This window comes from Beijerinckia indica subsp. indica ATCC 9039 (assembly GCF_000019845.1).
Taxonomy (GTDB): domain Bacteria; phylum Pseudomonadota; class Alphaproteobacteria; order Rhizobiales; family Beijerinckiaceae; genus Beijerinckia; species Beijerinckia indica.
In genome coordinates this window covers 57,953-79,156 of the sequence record NC_010580.1, presented here as the reverse complement: position 1 = coordinate 79,156, position 21,204 = coordinate 57,953, and the positions used below count along the sequence as shown (strand labels likewise).

Annotated in this window: 20 protein-coding genes and 3 pseudogenes; 13 read left to right on the top strand and 10 right to left on the bottom strand. The window is 58.3% G+C overall.

Going from position 1 to position 21,204, the window contains the following annotated elements; genetic code table 11:
* Positions 1-68: 68 nt before the first annotated feature.
* A complete protein-coding gene (locus BIND_RS19100) occupies positions 69-3,380 on the bottom strand; it encodes a DEAD/DEAH box helicase (RefSeq protein ID WP_012382924.1) in 3,312 nt (1,103 codons plus the stop codon).
* Positions 3,373-4,170 (bottom strand): hypothetical protein, encoded by a 798-nt coding sequence (locus BIND_RS19095; protein ID WP_012382923.1) that lies wholly within the window; start codon positions 4,168-4,170, stop codon positions 3,373-3,375. The genes BIND_RS19100 and BIND_RS19095 overlap by 8 nt, the downstream gene beginning before the upstream one ends.
* A 336-nt stretch (positions 4,171-4,506) precedes the next feature.
* On the opposite strand from BIND_RS19095, the gene BIND_RS19090 reads away from it, so the two are divergent.
* The 3 genes and pseudogenes from BIND_RS19090 (at position 4,507) to BIND_RS20960 (ending at position 8,105) form a co-directional block, all read left to right on the top strand.
* Positions 4,507-5,841, top strand: coding sequence for a DUF4365 domain-containing protein (locus BIND_RS19090; RefSeq protein ID WP_012382922.1), 1,335 nt, complete (start codon positions 4,507-4,509; stop codon positions 5,839-5,841).
* Positions 5,831-7,288: an argonaute/piwi family protein gene (locus tag BIND_RS19085; RefSeq protein WP_012382921.1), complete on the top strand. Its 1,458-nt coding sequence runs from the start codon at positions 5,831-5,833 to the stop codon at positions 7,286-7,288. Before BIND_RS19090 ends, BIND_RS19085 begins: the two co-directional genes overlap by 11 nt.
* A 58-nt stretch (positions 7,289-7,346) precedes the next feature.
* Positions 7,347-8,105: pseudogene (locus BIND_RS20960) on the top strand (IS5 family transposase).
* Between the two features lie 660 nt (positions 8,106-8,765).
* On the opposite strand, the pseudogene BIND_RS19075 reads toward BIND_RS20960, so the two are convergent.
* The 3 genes and pseudogenes from BIND_RS19075 to BIND_RS19065 all read right to left on the bottom strand — a co-directional run.
* Positions 8,766-9,038, bottom strand: a pseudogene (locus tag BIND_RS19075) (type II toxin-antitoxin system RelE/ParE family toxin); the annotation flags it as partial.
* 4 nt (positions 9,039-9,042) lie between these two features.
* On the bottom strand, positions 9,043-9,342 hold the full coding sequence (relB, locus tag BIND_RS19070; RefSeq protein WP_012382918.1) for a type II toxin-antitoxin system RelB family antitoxin: 300 nt from the start codon (positions 9,340-9,342) through the stop codon (positions 9,043-9,045).
* A gap of 133 nt (positions 9,343-9,475) precedes the next feature.
* Positions 9,476-10,411 (bottom strand): annotated as a pseudogene (locus tag BIND_RS19065) (IS630 family transposase).
* Between the two features lie 34 nt (positions 10,412-10,445).
* Here BIND_RS19065 and BIND_RS19060 point away from each other — a divergent pair.
* On the top strand, positions 10,446-10,724 hold the full coding sequence (locus tag BIND_RS19060) for an aldo/keto reductase (protein ID WP_081433839.1): 279 nt from the start codon (positions 10,446-10,448) through the stop codon (positions 10,722-10,724).
* A gap of 224 nt (positions 10,725-10,948) precedes the next feature.
* On the opposite strand, the gene BIND_RS22085 is transcribed toward BIND_RS19060, so the two are convergent.
* The gene (locus BIND_RS22085; RefSeq protein ID WP_244396050.1) at positions 10,949-11,110 is read right to left on the bottom strand and encodes a hypothetical protein; all 162 of its coding nucleotides are present in this window, start codon (positions 11,108-11,110) and stop codon (positions 10,949-10,951) included.
* A 169-nt stretch (positions 11,111-11,279) separates the two neighbouring features.
* Positions 11,280-11,393, bottom strand: coding sequence for a hypothetical protein (locus tag BIND_RS22400; protein WP_425277062.1), 114 nt, complete (start codon positions 11,391-11,393; stop codon positions 11,280-11,282).
* Between the two features lie 379 nt (positions 11,394-11,772).
* Between BIND_RS22400 and BIND_RS19050 the strand changes: the two genes are divergently transcribed.
* Together BIND_RS19050 and BIND_RS19045 are read left to right on the top strand one after the other, a co-directional pair.
* Complete coding sequence (locus BIND_RS19050; RefSeq protein ID WP_012382917.1) at positions 11,773-12,417, top strand: ParA family protein; 645 nt, start codon at positions 11,773-11,775, stop codon at positions 12,415-12,417.
* On the top strand, positions 12,414-13,124 hold the full coding sequence (locus BIND_RS19045; protein WP_012382916.1) for a hypothetical protein: 711 nt from the start codon (positions 12,414-12,416) through the stop codon (positions 13,122-13,124). The genes BIND_RS19050 and BIND_RS19045 overlap by 4 nt, the downstream gene beginning before the upstream one ends.
* Before the next feature lie 66 nt (positions 13,125-13,190).
* On the opposite strand, the gene BIND_RS19040 is transcribed toward BIND_RS19045, so the two are convergent.
* The 3 genes from BIND_RS19040 to BIND_RS20345 are packed head-to-tail and all read right to left on the bottom strand — an operon-like array spanning position 13,191 to position 15,387.
* Positions 13,191-14,453, bottom strand: coding sequence for a Y-family DNA polymerase (locus tag BIND_RS19040; RefSeq protein WP_012382915.1), 1,263 nt, complete (start codon positions 14,451-14,453; stop codon positions 13,191-13,193).
* Positions 14,453-14,902, bottom strand: coding sequence for a LexA family protein (locus tag BIND_RS19035; protein WP_012382914.1), 450 nt, complete (start codon positions 14,900-14,902; stop codon positions 14,453-14,455). The genes BIND_RS19040 and BIND_RS19035 overlap by 1 nt, the downstream gene beginning before the upstream one ends.
* 50 nt (positions 14,903-14,952) lie before the next feature.
* Complete coding sequence (locus BIND_RS20345) at positions 14,953-15,387, bottom strand: WGR domain-containing protein (RefSeq protein WP_012382913.1); 435 nt, start codon at positions 15,385-15,387, stop codon at positions 14,953-14,955.
* Between the two features lie 630 nt (positions 15,388-16,017).
* Here BIND_RS20345 and BIND_RS19020 point away from each other — a divergent pair.
* The 7 genes from BIND_RS19020 to BIND_RS20340 all read left to right on the top strand — a co-directional run bounded on the left by BIND_RS19020 (position 16,018) and on the right by BIND_RS20340 (position 21,201).
* Positions 16,018-16,962 (top strand): DUF3991 and toprim domain-containing protein, encoded by a 945-nt coding sequence (locus BIND_RS19020; RefSeq protein ID WP_012382911.1) that lies wholly within the window; start codon positions 16,018-16,020, stop codon positions 16,960-16,962.
* Positions 16,959-17,279, top strand: a complete 321-nt coding sequence (locus BIND_RS19015) for a hypothetical protein (RefSeq protein WP_012382910.1) — start codon at positions 16,959-16,961, stop codon at positions 17,277-17,279. Before BIND_RS19020 ends, BIND_RS19015 begins: the two co-directional genes overlap by 4 nt.
* Positions 17,263-17,571 carry a hypothetical protein gene (locus BIND_RS21510; RefSeq protein ID WP_041779070.1) on the top strand — a complete coding sequence of 103 codons (309 nt, stop codon included), beginning with the start codon at positions 17,263-17,265 and terminating at the stop codon, positions 17,569-17,571. The genes BIND_RS19015 and BIND_RS21510 overlap by 17 nt, the downstream gene beginning before the upstream one ends.
* Positions 17,555-19,651 (top strand): ATP-dependent helicase, encoded by a 2,097-nt coding sequence (locus BIND_RS19005; RefSeq protein ID WP_244396049.1) that lies wholly within the window; start codon positions 17,555-17,557, stop codon positions 19,649-19,651. The genes BIND_RS21510 and BIND_RS19005 overlap by 17 nt, the downstream gene beginning before the upstream one ends.
* Before the next feature lie 213 nt (positions 19,652-19,864).
* Entirely contained in the window at positions 19,865-20,227 is a 363-nt protein-coding gene (locus BIND_RS18995) for a hypothetical protein (protein ID WP_012382907.1), read from the top strand.
* Positions 20,228-20,241: 14 nt separating this feature from the next.
* Positions 20,242-20,394 (top strand): hypothetical protein, encoded by a 153-nt coding sequence (locus BIND_RS21725; protein WP_158304409.1) that lies wholly within the window; start codon positions 20,242-20,244, stop codon positions 20,392-20,394.
* Positions 20,395-20,443: 49 nt separating this feature from the next.
* Positions 20,444-21,201, top strand: a protein-coding gene (locus BIND_RS20340; protein ID WP_085938765.1) for an IS5 family transposase whose coding sequence is annotated in 2 segments (ribosomal slippage) — positions 20,444-20,777 and positions 20,777-21,201 — 759 coding nt in all. Because the reading frame shifts where the segments join, the coding sequence is not laid out codon by codon here.
* Positions 21,202-21,204 lie beyond the last annotated feature (3 nt).

Genomic DNA, 21,204 nt, shown 5'->3' with positions numbered 1-21,204 from the left:
ACGCCTGGGATGGCAATCATCGAAGCTGCCGTTCGATGGTGTAGAGACTTAGTTTGTCAGGCTCCCGTTCATCCATCCCCGTCGAGGTTATCGAGATCGTCGAAGCTGGCGACTACATCGGCATGGCGGATGCGCTCCAAGGTTTCTTCAAAGCCCTCGTTTGGGTTGCCCGGCTGGATATGCTGGCGGATAGCATCATAATGTTTGCGGGCGGCAACGCGCGATACTGAGCGTGTCAAATGGAGGCGCAGTGCCAAACTGTCGGGGCTATCGCAGCCTTCGCGGACGACGCCGCTCAGTGACGCCAAAACGGAGGAGACAGGTGTCTCGTCTTCGACGGCGCGCAGCCGCGCCGCGAGCAAGCGTCCAGGAAGGCCCGCCAGGAATGCAAGGTCGGGCACGAGCCGCGACGCGAAATGACGGGCATTCTTGCACTGCTTGAGCTTGGTGGTGCGCCCGAGAAATGCCTTTTCGAGCTCGCACAGCGGCACGCCAGACATCCAAATCGGCCAAAGCTTTCGCAGCCAAAACAACGCATGCTTTCCGCGTGCCTCATGGTCCGCGAGGTTTTTATAAGGCGTGCCGAACATCTCCTCTAGGCTCTCCGGCCGCACCAAGCTGAGCAACTGGCTCGGATGCGCGTCGAGCCAGTCGAGCAGCGCCGCCACCACCTCGAGCGCCGATCCCGAGAAGGCGCCGGCATCGAGCCGTTCGACGATCTGCTGGAGCAACGCGACAGAGAGTCCGGTTGCGCCAGAGACCTGCTCGATCCAGCGATCGGGTTCGGGGAGTTCCAGAGCGGCTCGCGCGGCTAGAGCTGAGGCGACTCTTGTGCTTAGCCAGTCGGTGTCGGCGGCCATTAGCGCGCGATAGGCGCTGAAGCTCCTGTTGAGCAGTACCGCGGCCGGGTCGACTTCGGCGCCGGCGACTGCGAGCGGCAGCTTGCTCAAAAGATAGGCTGAGGCGCCGGTCTGAGTGACGCCATCGTGGATGCGGTCGAGCACCACTTTTAGCGGGTCGTCGATGACGAGGCATTGGTCGGCCTGCTCGAAGATTGCCTGCAGGTCCATCCAATGGCCGTTGATTTGGTTGTTCTGGTCGTCGAAGTCGATGACCTTGCTCGGCACAAGCAAGACGAAACCCTGCGCACCTTCGCCGGCGCGTCCCGCACGACCTGCCGCGTTCAACAGTTCGTGCGCCTCAAGCTTCTGCATTTTGTCGGCTTGCGGATCGAAGCGGCTATCTCCCGAAATGATGACGACTTCGCTTGGCAAGTTCATGCCCTGGGCAAGAGTCGAGGTCGCAAATAGCACCTTGATCCCTTCCGGACGGCGAAACAGGCTTTCGTGCAGTTCACGCTCCTCGCGCAGTAGCAGCGCATGATGGCTGGCGGCCCCCGTTCGAAGCGTGCCATCAGCCGCGAGTTTCATGTAGCAATAGCCGGCTCCCCCCATCTCCTCTTCGGCAAGGGTGCGCCATTTCTGCTCTTCCTCGGTAAGCGTGATCTGGCTGGCGGCGACGCGGGCCGGGTAATTCTTGACACAGCTCTCACAAAAGACTGTCGTCTGCACGAACACCAGCGTCTTCATGCCCGCGCTCGCTGCAGCGGCGGCGATCGCGCCGCTGGTCTCGTTGCCGTTGGGGGTTAGGTACCAGTTGCCGCCCTTGGCGCGGCCGCTCGACAGCAGATGGCAATCGGCGAGCAGTTGGAGGAGCGCATAGTCGCTGCGGTCGGTGGTCGACCAAGTCTGAAGCAAGCTGAACAATCCAAAGGGCTGCGCAAGCAGCACATTTTTCACCTCGACTGGTGGGCTGTCGTATTTCGGATAGTCGATGTGTGCCTGAGCGAGGACAGCCTTAAGCGCAGTGATTTGCTCGGCAGGGTAGACGACGCAACCGCGCACCTGTCGAGTCGGCTTCCAGCTCAAGTCAAGCGTCAGGCATTGGCGCCCAGTCAGAAATGCGACCCAGCCGGCGATCTCCTGCGTATTCTTCATCATAGCGGAGAGCAGCAGCAAATCGGAGGAGGGAGCGATGCGCGTCAGGTTGAGGATAGCGAGCATCGCATCAAGCCCGCGACGGCTCCGATCCTCCTCGCGCGGATGAAGCAAATGGCATTCGTCGAAGACAATGAGCCCGAGGTCCGCGAAGGCATCGGGATCGACCGACAGCAGCATCAGACAGCGTTCGGGGGTCATGGCGGTGACTTCGCCGAGCATGACGACGTCACCGAAGCCGACATCCTCGTTGACATCGGCAAGGATGCTGTAGTCTTGGAAGGTTCCCTTGAGCGAGCGCTGGGTCTGTCCGACGAGTGCATGGGTGGGCGCGAGAAAAATGACCCGCTCTCCGCGCAACAGCGCGGTCGCGATCTTGAGCTCTGCAAGCGTCGACTTGCCGCCGCCCGTCGGAAAGCTGATCGCCGAGGACACGCCCTGCTCAAGATAACCTTTATCGATCGCCTCGCGGTGGTTGCGCCAGAGATAGGGCCGCTGCCGAGCCATGCGGCGAAGCGTCTGCCACCATTCATTATCATCGACCCCGCCCGGTGTCGGAATGCGGCTGAGCGCGGTCCCGAGCAGGTCGCCCTCGAGCCCGAGCAGCAAATTGGCGAGATGCAAGGGGCCAGGATAGAGGCTGAGCAGCGTCTCGCCGGCCACGCCCGCGCCATCGATCGGTTCGCTAGCGAGGACGCGCACCTGCGCGAACAGCGCGCTCGACGGCACGATACCGCCCACCTCGGGAGCGAGGTCGACGCGCAGGCGCAGCTGCCGCGCGAGATTGGTGACGCCGCGCAGCAGCAGCAGGCGGAGCGCGTCGAGGGCGCGGAAGCCGAGATCGTCGCCATCGACATCAATCTCCGGCTCGTCGGCATCGACGATCTCCCCGAGCCGCCCTTGCGCGAGGCTGCGGATCGCAAGCAGCAGGGCGCGCTCGATCGGCCCGGCATCCGCCGTTGGCACGATGCGTTTGGCGGCATCGGCGGCATCGGCATGCGCTTCCGCCAGGAGGAAGAGCAGCGTGGCGCAGATGTCGGGGCTGACCGCCGACATGTCGACTTGGCTGGTGGCCTCAGCCCCGCGCAGCGCCAGCGAGACGGCTTGGTGTGCCGAGGCCGCGACGAACGCCGCCGAGGCGCGATTCTCGCGGTCGGGCAGCAAGGCGGCATAGGTCTCGTGGGCGGCAGCGATGCGGCGAAGTTCGGCCACTGTTGTCAACAACGCTTCGTCGTCCGCTTCGGCGGGCGCACCGCGCAGGCGGATGCGCGCCGAGACGATGTCGGCAAAGGCCTCGGTCAGCCGCTTGGGCAGATTGTCGAGGTCGAGCCCCTCGAGTGGAGGTGCCGCCCGAATCAATGCCGCAGTGGTCGGATCAAACATTGGCGATGGCCTTGATCTTGAGGATCACGCACGCGGCGAAGCTCGCCATCCAGTTCCGCATCTCTGGTAGGTAAATAGTGTCGGCACGGCGGCGGCTGGCAGGGCCGGGCGCTGAGTTGTCGAAGCCCTTGAACAGCTTGGCGCGAGCATCGGCGTTGTTGTGGGTGTTGCCGATTGTGATGCTGACGCGGTAGCGCCGGGCATTGTGCCACAGCGTGTTGGCAATCGCGGTATCGAGGTCGAACTCGGGATCGGCGGCGGCGCGCGCATCGAGCATCCCACTCACTTCCTGGCTGAGTTCGTTCAGCCGCTCACCCTTTTCGAGAGCGACGATACCCGGCCAGACATCGTCGCGGATGGTGTCGCGGGCCTTGTCAGTGGCTTTGTCCTCGAAGACGACGACTGCGATGACTGCAGTGCCGGCTTCGTTCAGTTCGAGCTGTATGCCGTCAAAGCCTTTGTCGGCCTTGCGGATATGCGGCATCCGGGTGAGCGAGGCTGAAGGCTGCTGGTGCGCGGCGATCCACGAGATCGCCTGGAACAGCCAGCCGTCACGGTGCCAGGGATCATCGCCCTCGGCGAGGGTCAGCTGCTTGATCGCCGCATTCGCCTGTTCGGTGTTAGCAACGGGCCCCGGCACGCCCGCACCGCTCAGGATCTTGGCGACATGGCGATACTGGCCGAGCACGATGCGCGCGACGCGCTCGGCGAGCATGTCCTCGTCGTTGATATTCCATGTCCAGCCGTGGCAGAGTTCGCCATGATCTATTGGGACGAGCGTCAGGGTCATGGGCGAGATAGCAACGATCGACGAACCGTTAGGGGTGCAACTGAGCTGGCAGCCGATTTAACGCGACACATTCGAAACACGGCACCGAAACGTCAGGCATCTTTTCCGTTTGCCCAAGACGAGCAAGCAATTGATCTATTCGATGCAGCTTCGCCCTCGTCATTTTAAGCCCCGTTTCTTAATTCTATCACGGAAATAAGGACGGCGCGACCATCGATCGAGGTGAAGTGTGCGTACCGACGCCCTTTTGGCGGCTCACCGCCGAACGTGACGATGGACGGGTTGCAGTGCGAAAAACACGTTAATGTTGTTGCCAAAATGTTCTATGCATGAGTCATGGCGAAGAAGATCACCGATAGTCAGTTGATTGGCGAACTTGGGGAAGCGGCTGTCCGCAAGCGCTTCCTGTCGATGGGTTTCCAGTTTGACCTTCGCGGGCGGCTTGAGGCCGGCATCGATGGCATCGCCGAGATTATGATTGAGGGAGAGCCCACGGCGCGGATGATCGCCGTGCAGGTGAAATCCACCAGGGCCGGAACCTACACCTCCGAGACCGACAGCGGGTTCTCCTACCTGCTTAACAGCAAAGATCTTTACTATTGGCGGACCTCCAATCTTCCGGTGATCCTGGTTCTCTATCGCGAGAGCGACGAAACGTTGTTCTGGAGACCGATCTCCAGCCAGCCCGGTGTGGAGCAGCGCCGCGTGACCTTCGACAAGGCGACGGACGCGCTCGACAAGGCAGCCGTCGATCGGCTTGCGCAGCTCACTGTACCGAAAAATGGCTTCGGCTATTACGTTCCGCCGCTGGGCGGCGGGGAGACGGCGCTCGTCAATCTCCTGCCGATCGTGTTGCCAACGGAAATGTTCGTGGCGAGCACTCCGCTCGACAGCAAGCGCGCCATTGCCAAGCTCCACGACCAGGACGATCCAACACGTTTCGACTGGACGATCAAGGGCGGCACCTTCTGGTCATTCCACGACCCGCGCGAAGCCGTCACCAGTGCAATTGTCGACCTCGATCAGGTTGAGGCAATCGAGACCTGCCTGCTGGCGTTCCATGAAGACATAGACGAACAGCACAACTTCGCTTTCCTGCTTCGCCAGACCCTGCAGCACCAGATGCGAGACGACCTCGCCTGGGATAAGGAGGGAAAGCTCTTTTATATCCGGGCGCTCCACGAAAATCAGGGGCGGACGTTCCACTACCAGTCCGCGAAGAATAAGACGCACGCAGATGTGGTCACAGTCGCGATGCAACCGAAAGATCCGCAGAAGGTCTCATACGTGCGACACCATGCCTTCGTGCCGAAGTTCGAAGGCATGCTCGATCAGTGGTTCCTGATGGTGAGCCCAACCTATCACTTCACTACGAACGGCTTCCATCGGCACAGCCATCCGCACGCACTGTTGTCGGGCAAGAAGCGCTTGGATAACAACGCATCCCTTCGTGGCCAGTTAATCATGTGGCATCGCCTACTGTCGCTGCGTGATCAGGAGCAGTCGGGCCTATTTGCGTCAGAAGACGACGGTGAACCGCCTATACTTCGGTTCGAGGCGCCGCCAGAGATCGATTTGCCCACAACCGTGCCGGAGGATGCGTGGGGTAAGCCCAAAACGAAGATTGAGGAGCCGGACAATCAGGTGGGGCTGCTGTTCGATGAAGTTTGAGAGCCAGATATTTGACGAGCCTCTGCTGGAGTTTGGGGACCAGCATAGCCATCCTGACCCACGCCTAGGTCTGACCGAGGCTGGTCCGCTCCAGGTGCCGCTCGGCGACAAGATTCGCGTCGGCGTCGTTGGCGACGCAAGAACTGTGGGGTCCGCAAAGCAATTCCTCGCGAAGGCAGCAGACGGGATCGAATCTACGGCCGACAGCCATCCGAATATGAACCCGCACTTCCCTGGCCTTCAGAACAACAATCCGTTTCGCTGCCAGTTCGTGATCGAAGACGAAGCTACTGCCACGCTCAGCAAGGCGCAGATCGACAAAATCAGGAAAGAGCCAAATCACGCCAAGGCAGTGGAAATGGCGGTCGATGCTGTCGTCGACCTGCTTCAGGTGCTCGACGATAGCGGCGACCGGCCAGACGTCGCGCTGGTCGCTTTGCCCGTGGCACTGATCGAGCGGGTGTGGAATGCGAAGATAGATGCTGAAGGGACGACCGAAAAGGATGACTCGGGTGGTTCTGATGCGCCGAACTTTCGCGGCCTCCTCAAGGCCAAGGCGATGTCGCTCAACTTCCCGATCCAGATCCTTTGGGAGGATGTGATCGACGAGAAGGCGAAGATTCCGCGCAAGGTGAAGGTGAGCAGTGAGCGTAAGATACAGGATGAGGCAGGTCGAAGCTGGAACCTGTTGACAACCCTCTACTACAAAGGGTCAGGACGCATCCCATGGCGCAGGCTCCCTAAGGAGGGCGAGTTTCGCGCCTGCTACATCGGTATCAGTTTCTATCGCGATGTGAGTGGACAGCAGCTGTGGACCAGCGCTGCGCAGATGTTCGACGAGCGCGGGCGCGGGTTCATTCTCAAGGGAAAGCGCGCCCAAACTGAAAGCCGCGGGCGCCATCCCTACATGACGGAAGAGGATGCTTACGAGCTCGTGAAAGGCGCTCTCAAAGCCTATCGCGACCATCACAAGCATTCTCCGGCGCGGGTGATCATCCTGAAAACGTCGCGCTTTCGTGATGATGAGGCTGACGGCATCCTGCGTGCGCTGGAGGAAGCCGAGACCGAGCTGCGCGACCTGGTATGGGTCCAGGAATCCTACGACGCCAAGATTCTGCGCGACGGTGATTATCCCGTCCTGCGAGGTACTTTCGTCGATCTCGACGGCAAGGGGCTCCTCTACACCAATGGGAGCATACCTTACTACGGGACCTATCCGGGGCTCTATGTTCCCAGGCCGCTGCTGCTTTGCCCGCACCCGAGTAGTGACAGCACAGCTGCTCAGATCGCCGAGGAAGTCTTCTCGCTGACCAAAATAAACTGGAACTCAACCCAGATGAACCAGCGCCTGCCAGTGCCAATCCGCGCGGCACGTAAGGTTGGAGAGGTGCTGAAATATATTCCTGATGGCCAATCGATTAGTTCCGACTATCGCCGGTACATTTAGGCTCAGGACCTATTAATTTGGATTGATCTGTGATTCACGGTCTTGGAAGGAGATCGTGATGGGTGATTTGTTTTTGCTGAGCGAGCGCCAGATGGCGCGGATTGCGATGCATTTCCCTCTGGCTCATGGCGTGCCGCGCGTCGACGACCCAAGGTCATCAGTGGCATCGTCTATGTCATCAAGCATGGCTTACAATGGAAAGACGCGCCGAAAGACTACGGACCGCACAAGACCCTCTACAACCGCTTCATCCGATGGAGCCGCTTCGGTGTCTTCGACCGTATCTTCACGGCACTCGCCGGTGAGGGGCTAAAGCCGGAGCGTATCATGATCGACTCGACCCATCTGAAGGCGCATCGCACCGCGGCGAGCCTCCTCAAAAAGGGGCTCTTCCCCGTCTTATCGGGCGCACCAAAGGCGGCCTGAACTCCAAGCTGCATGTCGTCTGTGATGAAACTGGCAGGCCGCGCCGCATGGTGCTGACCGAAGGCCAGATGAGAGATCAAAGGGCGCTGGGCTGCTGATCGAGACGCTGCCATCGGCCAAGACCCTCATCGGCGACAGAGGTTACGATAGCAACTGGTTCAGGCAAGCTCTCGAGGCCAAAGGTATCCTACCCTGCATTCCTTCAACGAGAAGCCGCAAGGCGCCGCTGCCCTATGACAAGGATCTCTACCGCGCCCGCCACAAAATTGAAAACCTCTTCGCCAGGCTCACGGACTGGAGACGCATCGCCACACGCTACGACCGATGCGCCCATACCTTCTTCTCAGCGATCTGTATCGCTGCTAGCCTCGCCTTCTTCCTCAATCAATGAGTCCTGAGCCTAGACCAAGCGCTTTTGGAAAGTGCGCAGGCTCGACCCAAACTTCTCAAGAGGAATGTCAGATCATCGGCTGCTCGCGCCAATAGCGGACAGTCGGGCTATGGAGTAAAATTAATGGTCTCTATGCTGCTTGGTGTCATGTGGCAATCGTCGGAAATATCGGGTTGTGTAGTAAACCGGCGAGGATGCCAGGTTAGGAAGGATTCGAACTGTTTCTTTGAGGTGATATCACCAGTGGAAAAATTCAGCCAATCCTGAGCTGAACGGTCTTCCGGCAAGCATAATCTGATTATTCCCGGTCGTAGGATTTCTGCCAGGAGATAGATATCAAAGGTTCGATAACAATTGCTTATCGAGCCCTTGGTAAAACGGACCCCGCTAGTATCGCTGTCGTTTTCTCTGGATGAGCGGATTGTGGAAAAAATCGAGCCTTTCCAGTGCCGATTTTCTTCCATTCGGCGGATTTCTTCTTCGGATCACCGGACTGATTTATTACGAGGATAAGCGCATTGCAGAAACGGTAATTCGCTGAGAAAGCGCTCCTTCCAAAGGTCGGAAATTTAAGGCGAGAACGGCAAAAGCCACTCCATAAAACACGATTATAAAGGAACCTTTCCTAGTATCTGCCAAAATTGGACAGCCGCACCCGCCTTATTCTTCCCCTATGGGCGGCCACTGCTGAGCCGCATGAAGAACACGCAAGATCGTCACAGCGCGAGCATCCTCTGTATACACAATCACGTAATTCGAGCGCACGACCATTTCTCGCGTACCGATGACACGGCCCTCCCGGTAGAGCTTTGGATAGTCAGGCAACTTCGAGACCTTGGTCTCGATGTCATCCTTGAGCCGCTGGGCCGCGTCTGGATTATCGTCCGATATGTAGTCCACAATCGCCAGCAGATCGGCACGTGCCGTTTCCCGCTACTCAAGAACGGGCACGGCGCTTCCTATCGATCAGGAATTGCATCTCATCCATGACCTGCTGGTGCGGGATGGCTGGACGAGGGTCGGCGATCGCCTCGTGAACCTTGGCACGGAACCAGGCGTCATAGGCTTCCGGTTCAGTCGTCAGGCCGGCTGGCAAGCCACCTTCCTTGGCGATCCGGGTTAGCAGGATGCGCACAGCATCAGAAACGGTCAGACCGACGTTGGCCAATTTCTCAGTTGCCTGTGCTTTCAGTTGGTCATCGACACGGATATGCAGCATCGAGGTTTGAGTGGCCATGTGAGACCTCCAATGAGACAGCTTATTATGTCTCTCAATTGAGAGACAATCAAGGCTTGTCATAATCTGAGGTGGCCCCGATCGTTTGGACAGATCGGCGGACCGAATAAGCTAGAGCATTTTCGGGTAAGTTTCAGGCATATCCAGCGTGTTTGAAGAAGTTGGTGCATTCCTGTGGTGTGATTGTCTCAAGGAGTGCGCCGATCTTTTTCCACAGAGCTGGAATGGTCCGTTTTGCGGCTTTACGCAGCAGAGCCTTGAGCTTCGAGAACATCATTTCGATTGGGTTGAGGTCGGGTGAATAAGGGGGCAGATAAAGCAGCTTGGCCCCGACTGCTTCGATCGTCTCCCGCACACCAGCAACCTTGTGCGCCGGCAGATTGTCCATAATGACGATGTCTCCCGCACTCAGGGTCGGAACGAGACATTGGCGGAGATAGGTCAGGAACACATCGCGGTTCATCGGGCAGTCGATGACAAAGGGCGCGGCGACACCATCGCAGCGCAGGCCCGCCACGAAGGTCATGGTTTTCCAGTGACCATGAGGAACCTTGGCAAGCAGACGCTTGCCCTCTCGCACCATCCACGCAACCGTGCCATGGCCGTGGTCGTGCCGGTTTCATCCAGAAAAACCAGTCTCTTGGGATCAAGCGCGGCCTGACTGCTGCTCCATTCGGCGCGCGCTTGAGCGACATCTGGACGGTCCTGTTCGGCGGCGTGCAGGGTCTTTTTTAAAAGACAGACCCTGGCGCTTGAAGAACCGCCAGATCGAATTGAGGCTGGCACTGATCCCACGCTCCGGCAAAAGGGCCTGGATCTCGGCAAGCGTGAGATCAGGCTGTTCAGTCCGCATACTCATTAACCAATCCACGTGGTCGTCCAATACACTTTGCCGATGCCCCCGCTGCGGACCGGCTTCCCGGATCCCATCACGCCGCCATTGCTGGACCCATTTGACCGCTGATGCTGGGCTTATGGAGAAATGCCGCGCCGCCGCACGCGCTGACATGCCTGCGTCCACCGCCGCAAGGACACGTTCCCGCAAATCTGTCGAATAGGCTCTCGGCATCATGATCCATCCCAGTTGAGATCAATCAAAATGCATCAACAAAGCCTCTCAGGGAATCCTTCTTCGATTCAAATCTACGCAAAACCGCTCTAGCGTTGTCGAGCGTGTCGCCGGCTCGCGCGACGTGCCTATGGCGCAGGTGGCGCTTGCCTGGGTTATGACGAAGCCCGAGGTGTCAGCGCCGATCGTGGGTGCGTCCAAGCCTTATCACCTCGCTGATGCCATCGGCTCGCTGGAAATTGTGCTGACCGACGATGAGATCACCGCGCTCGAGGTGGCCTATGTGCCGCATCCGGTCACCGGGTTTGAATAAACAAATCTTAGCCGCTCGGTGCGAATGTAAACCGCTTCAGTGAATACTTTCTACCAACTGGATGGGCGCATGGTGGCTTTGCAGGAGTCCGTGGTTGGCGCCATACGTCTGTAGTGAGGCAAAGCCCTATAAACGTTGCTGGGCATGCCGTCCGCTTTTGCTTCATCACACGTCGAAAGCTGCCAGTCCGCTCCCAGCCCAGAGCGCTGTGTTGTGGCCTCCGCTTAGGTTGAGCCCTCCTCGCTCGTCTTGTCCAGCAGCCAGAATTCATGCAGTAGTTTCTTGTTCAGCAGGCGGGTCTGATATTCGGCGATCAAGGTCGGTGACAGGGTACGGTTCAGCGCATATTCGATGATCTCGTCGTCCTTGTGGGCGTAGAGAAGCACTCCGATCGATGGTACCTCGTGCGACTTTTTTCGGTACGGTCAAGGACTTCTAGGTAAAAGCTCAGCTTGCCCGGATATTTTGGCTCGAACCGATCAATTAAGTGCCTCCAAGACTTTAGCGAGCTACAGGATCGAGCGCTCGAACAGCCCCCTTGATCCTTTGTTCGAGCTAGCGTGAACTCCACCTCTTGCGGATCGCCAGATCGATGTAGAAGTCCCGTTTCTCCTGCCGTTTGCGCTGGCAGAGGATGGAGAGGTGATTCGTCCAGGATAAATGTCTCAGCAGCGCCGAGACATTTGGATACGAAACATAAGCCTCATAGAATTATCGCATGCGGCAGAGATTGGAGCGAATGAAGCCGTGCAGCCCCGGTTTTGCCTCGGCGATATGAGTGGCTACTTGCTCGACCTTCCCTCCCCCATTTTTACCTTGGCGAGCTTGTCGCTGATCGTCTTGTCACCTTTCATCAATCAAGCGGCAAGCACACCCTGGCAATCGTTTCCTCGGGATAGCCTCTGCGAGGTTAAACTCCGCTATTTTGTCCGGCACTGATCAATTAGACAGTGTCTAATCGTTTTTAGCATGTTAAGGCGTGATTTAGATATTGAGGGTATTTTCCTAAGATATGGGTCTATGAACTGAGCTGCGGGCCGATTCTACTATGACCAAAATACTCCTTGTTTCCTCTCCGAAGGGTGGCAGCGGTAAGTCTGTTCTAGCCCGCCATCTGATGGTAAGTGCTGCTCAGGACGGGATATCCGTTCTTGGTGTTGACTACGATCGCCAGAGTACTTTTTGTAAATGGGGAGAACGGCGTAAGGCCACTCGAGTAAAGTTCCCGGAATTTGTGGATGCTGAAGTCGTTCATGGAGATTTAAAGAATTGGCGTTCTTCTATTGCTGATGGCAAAGAAAAATCCTTGTTGATTGTTGATACTCCTCCGAGTGTCGAAGATCATCTTGCCGCTATTACTCAACTTTCAAGTCAATCAGATATGATTCTGGTGCCGGCTGTTTGCACTCAGGATGATATGGATAGTGTTGCGCCCTGGATTCAGGTGATGATCGAGCACAATAAAAATGCAGTTATTGTGTTGAATCGTGCTAATCGTCGTACGACCTCATTTGCGCGGGTTCGAGGGCGCCTCATCAAACTTGCAGAGGTTTGCCCAGTCGAGATACCTCAATTAGAGGATGTCCACGTACCAAGTTCGAAAGGTCTGACGTTGCTTGATTATACCAAGAGCAAGGGGCAGGCTTCGTTTGAGGAAATTTGGGCATTCGTGCGTAGGAGATTGGGCCTGTGACAGCGCCGCGTACAAGAACCAAGTCTGCATTGAAAGAATTTCTAGCAGATGAAGAAGATGTTCCGGTTTTCGATCAGCGAGCTACAGAATTTGCTAGCCATATCGTCGTCGATGGATCGTTGCTTGATTCTATTAGGGAGATTTTCGCGGGTACGCCAGTCGCCACCGATGATGTGCGGCTTCAACAAATTCTCGATGTCCGTGCAGAGGTTCAGAAGAATTGGTCCGATGCTAGAGACTCGTTTTTATCTATTGGGCGGGCGTTACTTTCGCTTGAATCGATCCTCAGCAAGCTAGAGTATCAAAAACTGCGGTACGGCACGGATCGCATATTCCCTTTTTCTGATGCTACAGCTACCCAGTTTCGGCAAATAGCTCGAGCTGTTGATAGCGGCAGAATACCTTACGATCGTTGCCCTGGTAGCTACGGTACTGCATATCAGATCACACTACTTGATGATTACCAACTTAAAGTCGCTAATGAGAGGGATCTTATTCGCCCTAATGTGACTAGACGCGAGATTAGCCTCCTCCGACAAGAGATAAAATATCAAGCTGCTACTCCAGGAAGGATCGACCGCTCAGTTCTTCAAGAAGAAAGAAATAATCTTCGTAAGAAACAGCAGCGGCTCCAAATCGAGCTAGAACAGGTTGCGACTCGTCTAAGCGAGCTTGAGAGCCTTCTTGGTGATATTACAGCGGAGTAAGAGTTTGACTAAAAATAGACGTGTCATGCTAGTGGTGGTGCAATGAATAATCTTTCTCTTAGTGTTTTAAAAGACGAGAGGTAATTCATCTAAGCATGTCGTGTAACGCGGGCTGCGCATGTTGAATTGCGTTGACCACGGGCGTTTGATGCCTGCCGCGGCCGGATGGAGCGTTCCCCGCCCGAACTTTGCATTCACTGCATCGAGTGCCATCATCAGCCTTGCCGAGGCCTCCCGGTCATAGGCATCGAACAGAGCCCTCGGCGCATCCTCGAGCCGGACAAGATCCATCGTTACGAGCCCCGCCTTGGCATAGCGATAGCCCTCTTTCCAGATCGCGCGCGCCCCGTCCCGCGCAGCGCGCAGCAGCGTCAATGTATCGGCCGAGGCCTCGGGCAGGGTGACGCATTTCTGGACCGAGCGCTGCGGCCCCGTATCGAAAGGGGAGGTATGGTAGAAGACCGTCAGCGCTTCCGTCGCCAGACTATGGTGGCGCAATTTTTCCCCGAGCTGCACGGCATAGGCCGAGACTGCCTCAAGCATCTGATCGAGCTCCGTCACCCGCGCGGAGAAAGAGCGCGTCACCGCGCAGCCTTTGCGCTGTGGTGCCACTTGTTCGAGCAACAAGCAGGGCTGACCTTGAAGCTCATGGACGATGCGCTCACCCACGACCGAAAGGAGCTTGCGGGCGAACGGCGAGGGGAGGGCCGCGAGATCGGCCGCCGTGATCACGCCCAGGCGCTGGAGCTTGGCTGCCGACGCCCGGCCGATGCCCCAGACATCCTCAACCGGCACGCGTTTGAGCACTTCCTCCCGCTTGCCCTGATCGCGAAGATCGCAGACCCCGCCCAAGTCCGGTGAGCTCTTAGCCACGCGATTGGCGAGCTTGGCCAGCGTTTTTGTCGGTGCGATCCCAACACAAGTCGGAATTCCGACCCATCGGAAGATCGTTTCATGGAGCTCCCGCGCATAGGCTTCAAGGTTGCGATCGCCGAAGCCGGAGAAATCCAAAAAACTTTCGTCAATCGAATAGACCTCGATTTCCGGCGAAAATTGCCGGTAAACCTGGTTGAGCCTGGCTGAAACGTCACCATAAAGCGAATAATTAGACGAAAAGACCGCGATATTCTCTCGCCTGCAAACATCCTTGATCTGAAAATAGGGCTGCCCCATGGCCACGAAGGGCTTGGCGTCACTCGTCCTCGAAACGGCGCAACCGTCATTATTCGAAAGGACAATCACCGGCCGTTTGGCCAATGAGGGATCGAACAGCCGTTCGCAGGAGCCGTAAAAGGAATTGGCGTCGATCAGCGCGAAAATCCGGCTCATTATCCGCCCGCCCGATGCCAATGAATGGAACACCGCACCACGCCCCAAATCTCGATCTCATCACCTTCATGCAAGGCGAGACCTTCGGGATAATCCTTGTTCTCAAAGCTGAGAGTGAGCTGGCCTTTGCGGATCTGCAGCCGCTTGAGCGAACGCTCGCCATTGACGATGACGACGACGATATCGCCATCCGCTGGCGCCAGGCTGCGATCAACGACCAGAAGATCGCCATGAAAAATCCCGGCCTCCCGCATAGAATGGCCATCGACGCGCCAGAGAAAAGTGGCCGGCTGGTTGCGGATCAACAGATCGTTGAGATCGATGCTCTCGTCGAGATAATCATCGGCCGGCGAGGGGAAACCCGCGCACAGGCCCTCGAGGAAATAGGGCAGGGGCCGCCGCGCACCACGGCGCACCCGCAGGGGATGAAACGAGCGAAATGAGAACATAAAGAGAACAAATAGCGCCGCGCCTCTCCCATTCAATCCCTCAAAGCGAGTTATGAACCGCTTTTTGATCGTGCCCGCAGCCAGTCCCATAAGGTCGGCGCCAGGGCAGGGGAGAGCAATGCACCCGGCTTTGGCCCGGATGGCGGCAAGGCGGGCCTGCTGGGAGTAGGCGGTTCGCAGGCTGGCGCCCAGATTTCCCTGCTGAGCAGGTCCTCGGCGTTGCCCGACGCCTCGACCAGCCGATAAGCGACGCCGCAGCGCCGTGGCGCGCCTTGGCGGCGTTTGAGGCCTTTGCGCACGAAAGCGCGGGCTTCGTCCTGATCCTCGAAATCATAGCGCAGGGTGCGGCCGGCTCCGCCGATCCGGCCGAAGGTCACGCGCGCATTCCAGCATCCGAAGAGATCGCGGTCGATCCTGACGCGCCAGAACCGATGCCGGTTCAAATCCGGCGCGCGGGCCTCGAGCAGGATCGCCAGCTCTTCCATGGATCTGTCCTCGTCTTAGCGCGGCCTCTCCCGTTCGCCCGAGTACAGAAGCAGAACCTGGACGTGAAAGAAAGGGAAAAACAGGAACAGAGGAAAGGACCACAGCCGGCGTCCGCTGGCCAAAAGGTGGGTTGCGGGAGCCGCTGCGCTGGTCTCCCGCAATCCCGGCGCAAGCGCCGCTTTTGCCGCGTCCTGCCGGGCCGTGGTGGCGGGAAGGGGTCTTCAGAAAAAGGAGATCCCGATGCTCAAGACAAAGTCCCAAGCCCCGCGCGGCGGCGCGGTAAAGCCCATCAAAAAGCGCAAGAGAAAATCGCGAAAAAATCGTCGCGGCCATGCTTTTTCGCGTGAGCGGCTGGTGAAATCGATCCGATCCATCATGGAGGTTTCGATATCCCAGCCTTCTTCGCACCCGAAGCGCTCTTCGGCATCGGTTCTTTCCTTGACGAAAAAAGGCTTAGGGCTCCGCCCTCGGCGCGCTCCGGCCTGTCTTCCGCCCAGCTTCCTCCGCGCTGCGCGCTCCGTGCAGCCGGTTCCCCGCGAAGCCACGCGCTCCGCTTGCACACCCGCTACTCGCCGCGAGGCAGGGGTTCAGGCGGGCCTGAACCCAGGCCAGAAGAGGGGAGAAAGCCGATGAGCCGTGATCCTGAACTCATGCACTTTCGTGAACATATCCATTGTGGCCTTGTCCTCGAACGCGTGGGCGAACCTTGGACACTCGACAAGGCCGAGAGCACACGAAATGCCCTCAAATACCGCCGCGGCAAGGGGGAAACCCTGATCGTCAATCACGACGGCAAGGGCTGGTGGGATCCTCACAGCGACGTCAAGGGCGATGTCATCAGCCTCGTCCAATATCTCAAGCCGGGCACCAATCTTGGCCTTGTCCGCAAGATCCTGCGGCCTCTGGCTCGTGTTGAATTCTCCAGTTCCCTGCCATCGCCCGAACGACCAGCCAAGGTCAAAGACGACAATCGGCCTGTGTCCTGGCGCTGGAACAGGCGGCCAGAGCTTTGGCCCGGATCGAAAGGCTGGCGCTACCTCACTGAGGAACGCGGTCTGCCTGCCGCCATCCTGAATTCCGCCATACGAGCCGATGTCGTGCGCTATGGCCGTGTCGGCAGCGCCTGGTTCGCGCATCGTGACGAACGCGGGACGGTCTGCCACATCGATGTGCGTGGACCCGACTACAAGGGCGGCCTGACAGGTGGCCGCAAGACGCTGTTCCGGTTCGGAACGACGGACATTCCGCGCCGTCTCGTCCTCACCGAGGCGGCGATCGACGCCTTGAGCCTTGCCGCCATGCATGGCGAGCGCGACGACACGCTCTATGCGGCAACCAGCGGCGGCATGGGGCCGCATACGCTCACCGCCCTGAAGTCCCTCCTGACCCAGATGGCCGAGCGTTACTCTGATCCCGTGCTGATCAGCGCCGTCGACGCTAATCCGGCCGGCGCCCGCTATGCCGGCATCCACGCCATCCTCGCGGCGGAAGCGGGAGTCCGCTTCGAGCGCCTGCGACCGCCGATTGAGGGCGGTGACTGGAACCAGGTCCTGCAGAATAGGAGCCGCCCATGACGACGGCTCTCATGCCTTCTGCGACGGCGAACGACAATCTGCACGACCGCCATTCTATCGCCTTCGTCCGCCTGCCCGAAGGAACCTCTCTCCAACCCACCTGGCGATCCAACCAGAGCAGCCTGACGGACACATATGTGTTTGTCGAGCCGCATGATGGTTCCGGCGCGATCGAAGGCCTTGTCATCTCAGGAGACCAGGATGCGGATGGTGATTGGATCTTAGAGACAGCATTCACGGTCCTCGTGACCAGCGACAATCATCTCGACGAACTGCTCTGTGTCTATCCCTGGAATTGCCATGTCGAAACCTTGTGATCTTCCCATCCTTACCGAGAAAAAGCGGATCTTCGAGGCGCATCTTGCCATCTTTTCCCGCCTGCCCGCACACATTCGCGCGCGCTACTGGAAGCCTGATTACAACACGCCCTTTGTCTACGTCGAGGCCGACCATACCGATTTCACCGGCATCGTCCTCGGCGATCGAGACGAGCCCTATGAAGACGTCGACGATTTCGACCGCGCCTTCACCCTGTTTTCTCTCGACTGCGAGCCTGCCGGCGAGCTCCTCACAATTTATGGATGGAATTGCCATGTCGAACGAGTTTGATCATTACGATCCCGACGCTTATGCGTCTTTCATGGACGATCGGCCGATGTATGCCCCGTCCTCCGAAGCTTTCACGGTCCTGACACAGGGCTTGACGCCCCGGCAGATCGAAGCCGCTTCCGCCCCTGGCGCGGTCGTCGTGCTGGCTGGCGCGGGCACCGGCAAGACCTCGACGCTCACCTGCGCCGTGGTTCATCGCATCGCCGTGGAAGGCCTTTCTGCGTCCCGCATCCTGGCCGTGACCTTCACCAATAAAGCGGCATCCGAGATGAGCGACAGGATCCGCGCGGCCCTGCAGGGTGGCAGTACCCCATCCTGGCTTGGCACTTTCCATGGACTTGGCGCCCGCCAGCTGCGGGCAGAACCAGAAGTCGCGGGCCTGCGCCCCAATTTCGAGATCCTCGACGCCGATGACAGCCGGCGCCTCATCAAGAGGATCATGCAGTCCCTCAACCTGAACACGGATGAGCAGGACAATGAATCCGGCCCCGAGCCGATCAAACGGATGATCAACCAGATCAGCAAGTTCAAGGACCTTCTTCTGTCACCGGACGAGGCGCCTGCCTATGTCCAGAAGAAGATTGCCGAGGCCAATGCAATCGGAGAGCCGATCCATCCGGCGAGCCTCTTCAACGCCGCCAGGATCTATGCTCTCTATCAGCAGCGTTTACGCGACCAGAACAGCGCTGATTTCGGCGATCTGTTGCTTTGGCCGACGCGCGCGCTCCTGCGTGATGCCGCCTATCGCACCCGTTGGGCGCGCCGTTTCGATTGCATCCTCGCCGACGAATATCAGGACGTCAATTACGCCCAATATCAATGGCTGCGCGCGCTCGCCTTTGAACATCACCGCATCTTCTGTGTCGGCGATGATGACCAGGCGATCTATGGCTGGCGCGGCGCGGACATCACCTATATCCGCCGCTTCACCCAGGATTTTCCGCAGGCCTCGGTGATCCGCCTCGAGGAGAATTTCCGCTCGACCGGAGCTATTTTGGCATCCGCCAATGCCGTGATCGCCCGTGATCCGCACCGGCTGGGCAAGACCCTCTTCACCAACAAAGGCTATGGCCAGCCAATTGAGGTCGTGGCCTACCGTTATTGCGATGGCGAAGCCCATGGCATCGTCGAGGAAATCAAGAAACGGCATGCCGAAGGCGTCGATTTCGCCGAAATGGCAATCCTCTACCGCAACAATTTCTTCTCGCGCGGCTTCGAGGAGTGTCTCGTGCGGGCCAAGATTCCCTATGTCATCGTCGGCGATGTCGGCTTCTACCAGCGCGCCGAGATCAAGGACACTCTGGCCTTCCTGCGGATCGCCACGACGCCCGATGACCGCCAATCGGATGAAGCCTTGCGGCGCGTCATCAACGAGCCGCGGCGCGGTTTCGGCAAGAAGGCCATGGCCATTCTCGAGGAAGAAGCCAATTTCCGGCATCTGTCGCTGTTCCGGGCGATCGAGACCGCCACTCTCTCATCCGCCTGCCGCAAGGCCGGTTTGATGTTCGTCGCGGCGATCGAAAAGGTCGCGAAGGATCCAAGCCTGACGCTCGCCGACCAGCTCTCCCTGCTGCTCGATGCAACCGGCTATCGCGCCATGCTGCAAGCCAGCAAGGCTGAAGACGGTAAAGCCCGCCTCGAGAATATCAGCGAGCTCCTGCATCTGGCCGGCAGCTTCCACGACGCGCATGAGCTCCTCGACCATGCGGCTCTCGCAAGCAGCCGGCCAAACGAGAACGAGGAAGGCCGTCTCAAGCTGATGACCCTCCATAAGTCGAAAGGCCTGGAATTCGAGCATGTCTTTCTACCGGGCTGGGAGGACGGCATTTTCCCGGCTGGCAACAGCGATCTCGATGAGGAACGCCGCCTCGCCTATGTGGCGATCACAAGGGCGAAACGCCGCGCGGCGATCACCTACTGCGAATACCGGCGCGGCTTGGCCGATCCTTCGAGCTTCATCGCCGATATTCCGCCGCAGCATCGGATCGAGGGCTGGCTGCGCGATGACGGCCTGCCTCCCGTGCAGCGCGAAAGGAAGGCCAATGCCTGGCACAACCCGCGCCGTGCCCGCTCCTTCTAAGGAGGTTGCCATGCCGGATCTGTTTTCAAAGACACCCAGACATGACGCGGACACAACCGTGGAAACCCCTCGGACCGAACGCCAGCTCCAGGCTCACACCTGCCTGATTTGCGGCAAGCCGGCTCATTTCGGGTTCGGCGTGAGCCTCCTGCACGGCATTGAAGGCCGTTGGAGCTGTTTCTCGCATCGTGAAGACGTCAAAAGGAGGAAAGAATGACAGAAGCCGTCAAACACCGTTTTCCGAACCGCCGTGAATCGACCTCCATTCCGTTCGAAGCTGAAGGTGTTCACTGGATCGTCTCCTATTCCCGCCTGCCGAACGACAAGGTCGGTGAATTCTTCATCGCCTGCAACAAACCCGGCAGCAAGATCGAAGCGAACATTCGAGATGCCGTGATTGGTGTTTCGATCGGCCTCCAATACGGCATGCCTCTCGAGGTCGTGCATGCTGCCATGAATGCAGACGAAGACGGTTCACCCGCATCAGTCGTCGGCCGCGCGATCGCTCTCGTTATTGACGATATGCAGTCTCATGCCGAGGAACAAATCCTTCTGGCTTCGCAAGCCGCTGAATGAAAGAAAGCACGCCCATGACCCAGCGATTTTCCAGTCGATTTAATGGCCGAGAGGCCTTCGTTCAGCTTCCACAAGATGTCCAGATCGAGATCGGCGGACTGGCTCTTGAGCTCATCCTTGCCTGGAACGGCCAGGATGCCTATGACGATCCTAGGGTTAAGACCTAATCAACCCTATTTTGATTCAATGGCTTGGTCTAGGGTGGAGGCCAAGTCGATGGATACGAATTTATTCTGGTTCAGTGACAAACAATGGGCGAAGATCGTCCCGCATTTGCCGACGAACCAGCCAGGGCCTCAGCGTGGGGATGATCGCCGTATCTTGAGCGGGATCATGCATGTGTTGACAGCGGGCTGCCGCTGGAAAGATTGTCCGAAGGAGTATGGTCCCTTCAAGACGGTTTACAATCGCTTTGTCCGCTGGAGCGAACGCGGCATTTGGCAGAAGATTTTCGCGCATGCGGCCGCTCCCGAGGCAGCCCCAGAACAGGCCGCGTTGGACAGCACGCATGTGAAACTCCACCGCTGTGCGGCCGGTGGACAAGGGGGGCTGAAGCGCAGGCGATCGGCCTCACGAAGGGCGGCCGTAACAGCAAAATCCACGCGATCGTCGACCAGTTCTGCCGTCCCTGGGCGTTCATCCTCACGCCAGGTAATACCGCCGACTGTGTAATGGCCGAGGCCTGCGTCAGCCTCGTTCCGGGTATCAAGGAACTTTTGGCTGATAAAGGTTACGATACAGATGCCATACGAACCTTTCTCAAAGAGCACGGCATCAAGGCCACAATCCCCAGCAAGTCAAACCGCAAGAAGAAAATCCGCCACGACAAACAGGCTTACAAAGGACGCAATGTCGTTGAGCGCTGTTTCTGCCGTCTGAAGGACTTCAGGCGGATTGCCACACGGTATGACAAACTCGCACAGAACTTCTTTTCTGCACTCTGCCTCGTCGCTACCGTAGCTTATTGGATCTGATTT

Excerpts from the sequence above, each read along its gene's own strand:
- BIND_RS19100 (WP_012382924.1), bottom strand. The coding sequence starts at position 3,380 with ATGTTTGATCCGACCACTGCGGCATTGATTCGGGCGGCACCTCCACTC.
- BIND_RS19095 (WP_012382923.1), bottom strand. The coding sequence starts at position 4,170 with ATGACCCTGACGCTCGTCCCAATAGATCATGGCGAACTCTGCCACGGC.
- BIND_RS19090 (WP_012382922.1), top strand. The coding sequence starts at position 4,507 with ATGGCGAAGAAGATCACCGATAGTCAGTTGATTGGCGAACTTGGGGAA.
- BIND_RS19085 (WP_012382921.1), top strand. The coding sequence starts at position 5,831 with ATGAAGTTTGAGAGCCAGATATTTGACGAGCCTCTGCTGGAGTTTGGG.
- relB (WP_012382918.1), bottom strand. The coding sequence starts at position 9,342 with ATGGCCACTCAAACCTCGATGCTGCATATCCGTGTCGATGACCAACTG.
- BIND_RS19050 (WP_012382917.1), top strand. The coding sequence starts at position 11,773 with ATGACCAAAATACTCCTTGTTTCCTCTCCGAAGGGTGGCAGCGGTAAG.
- BIND_RS19040 (WP_012382915.1), bottom strand. The coding sequence starts at position 14,453 with ATGAGCCGGATTTTCGCGCTGATCGACGCCAATTCCTTTTACGGCTCC.
- BIND_RS19035 (WP_012382914.1), bottom strand. The coding sequence starts at position 14,902 with ATGTTCTCATTTCGCTCGTTTCATCCCCTGCGGGTGCGCCGTGGTGCG.
- BIND_RS20345 (WP_012382913.1), bottom strand. The coding sequence starts at position 15,387 with ATGGAAGAGCTGGCGATCCTGCTCGAGGCCCGCGCGCCGGATTTGAAC.
- BIND_RS19020 (WP_012382911.1), top strand. The coding sequence starts at position 16,018 with ATGAGCCGTGATCCTGAACTCATGCACTTTCGTGAACATATCCATTGT.
- BIND_RS19015 (WP_012382910.1), top strand. The coding sequence starts at position 16,959 with ATGACGACGGCTCTCATGCCTTCTGCGACGGCGAACGACAATCTGCAC.
- BIND_RS21510 (WP_041779070.1), top strand. The coding sequence starts at position 17,263 with ATGTCGAAACCTTGTGATCTTCCCATCCTTACCGAGAAAAAGCGGATC.
- BIND_RS19005 (WP_244396049.1), top strand. The coding sequence starts at position 17,555 with ATGTCGAACGAGTTTGATCATTACGATCCCGACGCTTATGCGTCTTTC.
- BIND_RS18995 (WP_012382907.1), top strand. The coding sequence starts at position 19,865 with ATGACAGAAGCCGTCAAACACCGTTTTCCGAACCGCCGTGAATCGACC.
- BIND_RS21725 (WP_158304409.1), top strand. The coding sequence starts at position 20,242 with ATGACCCAGCGATTTTCCAGTCGATTTAATGGCCGAGAGGCCTTCGTT.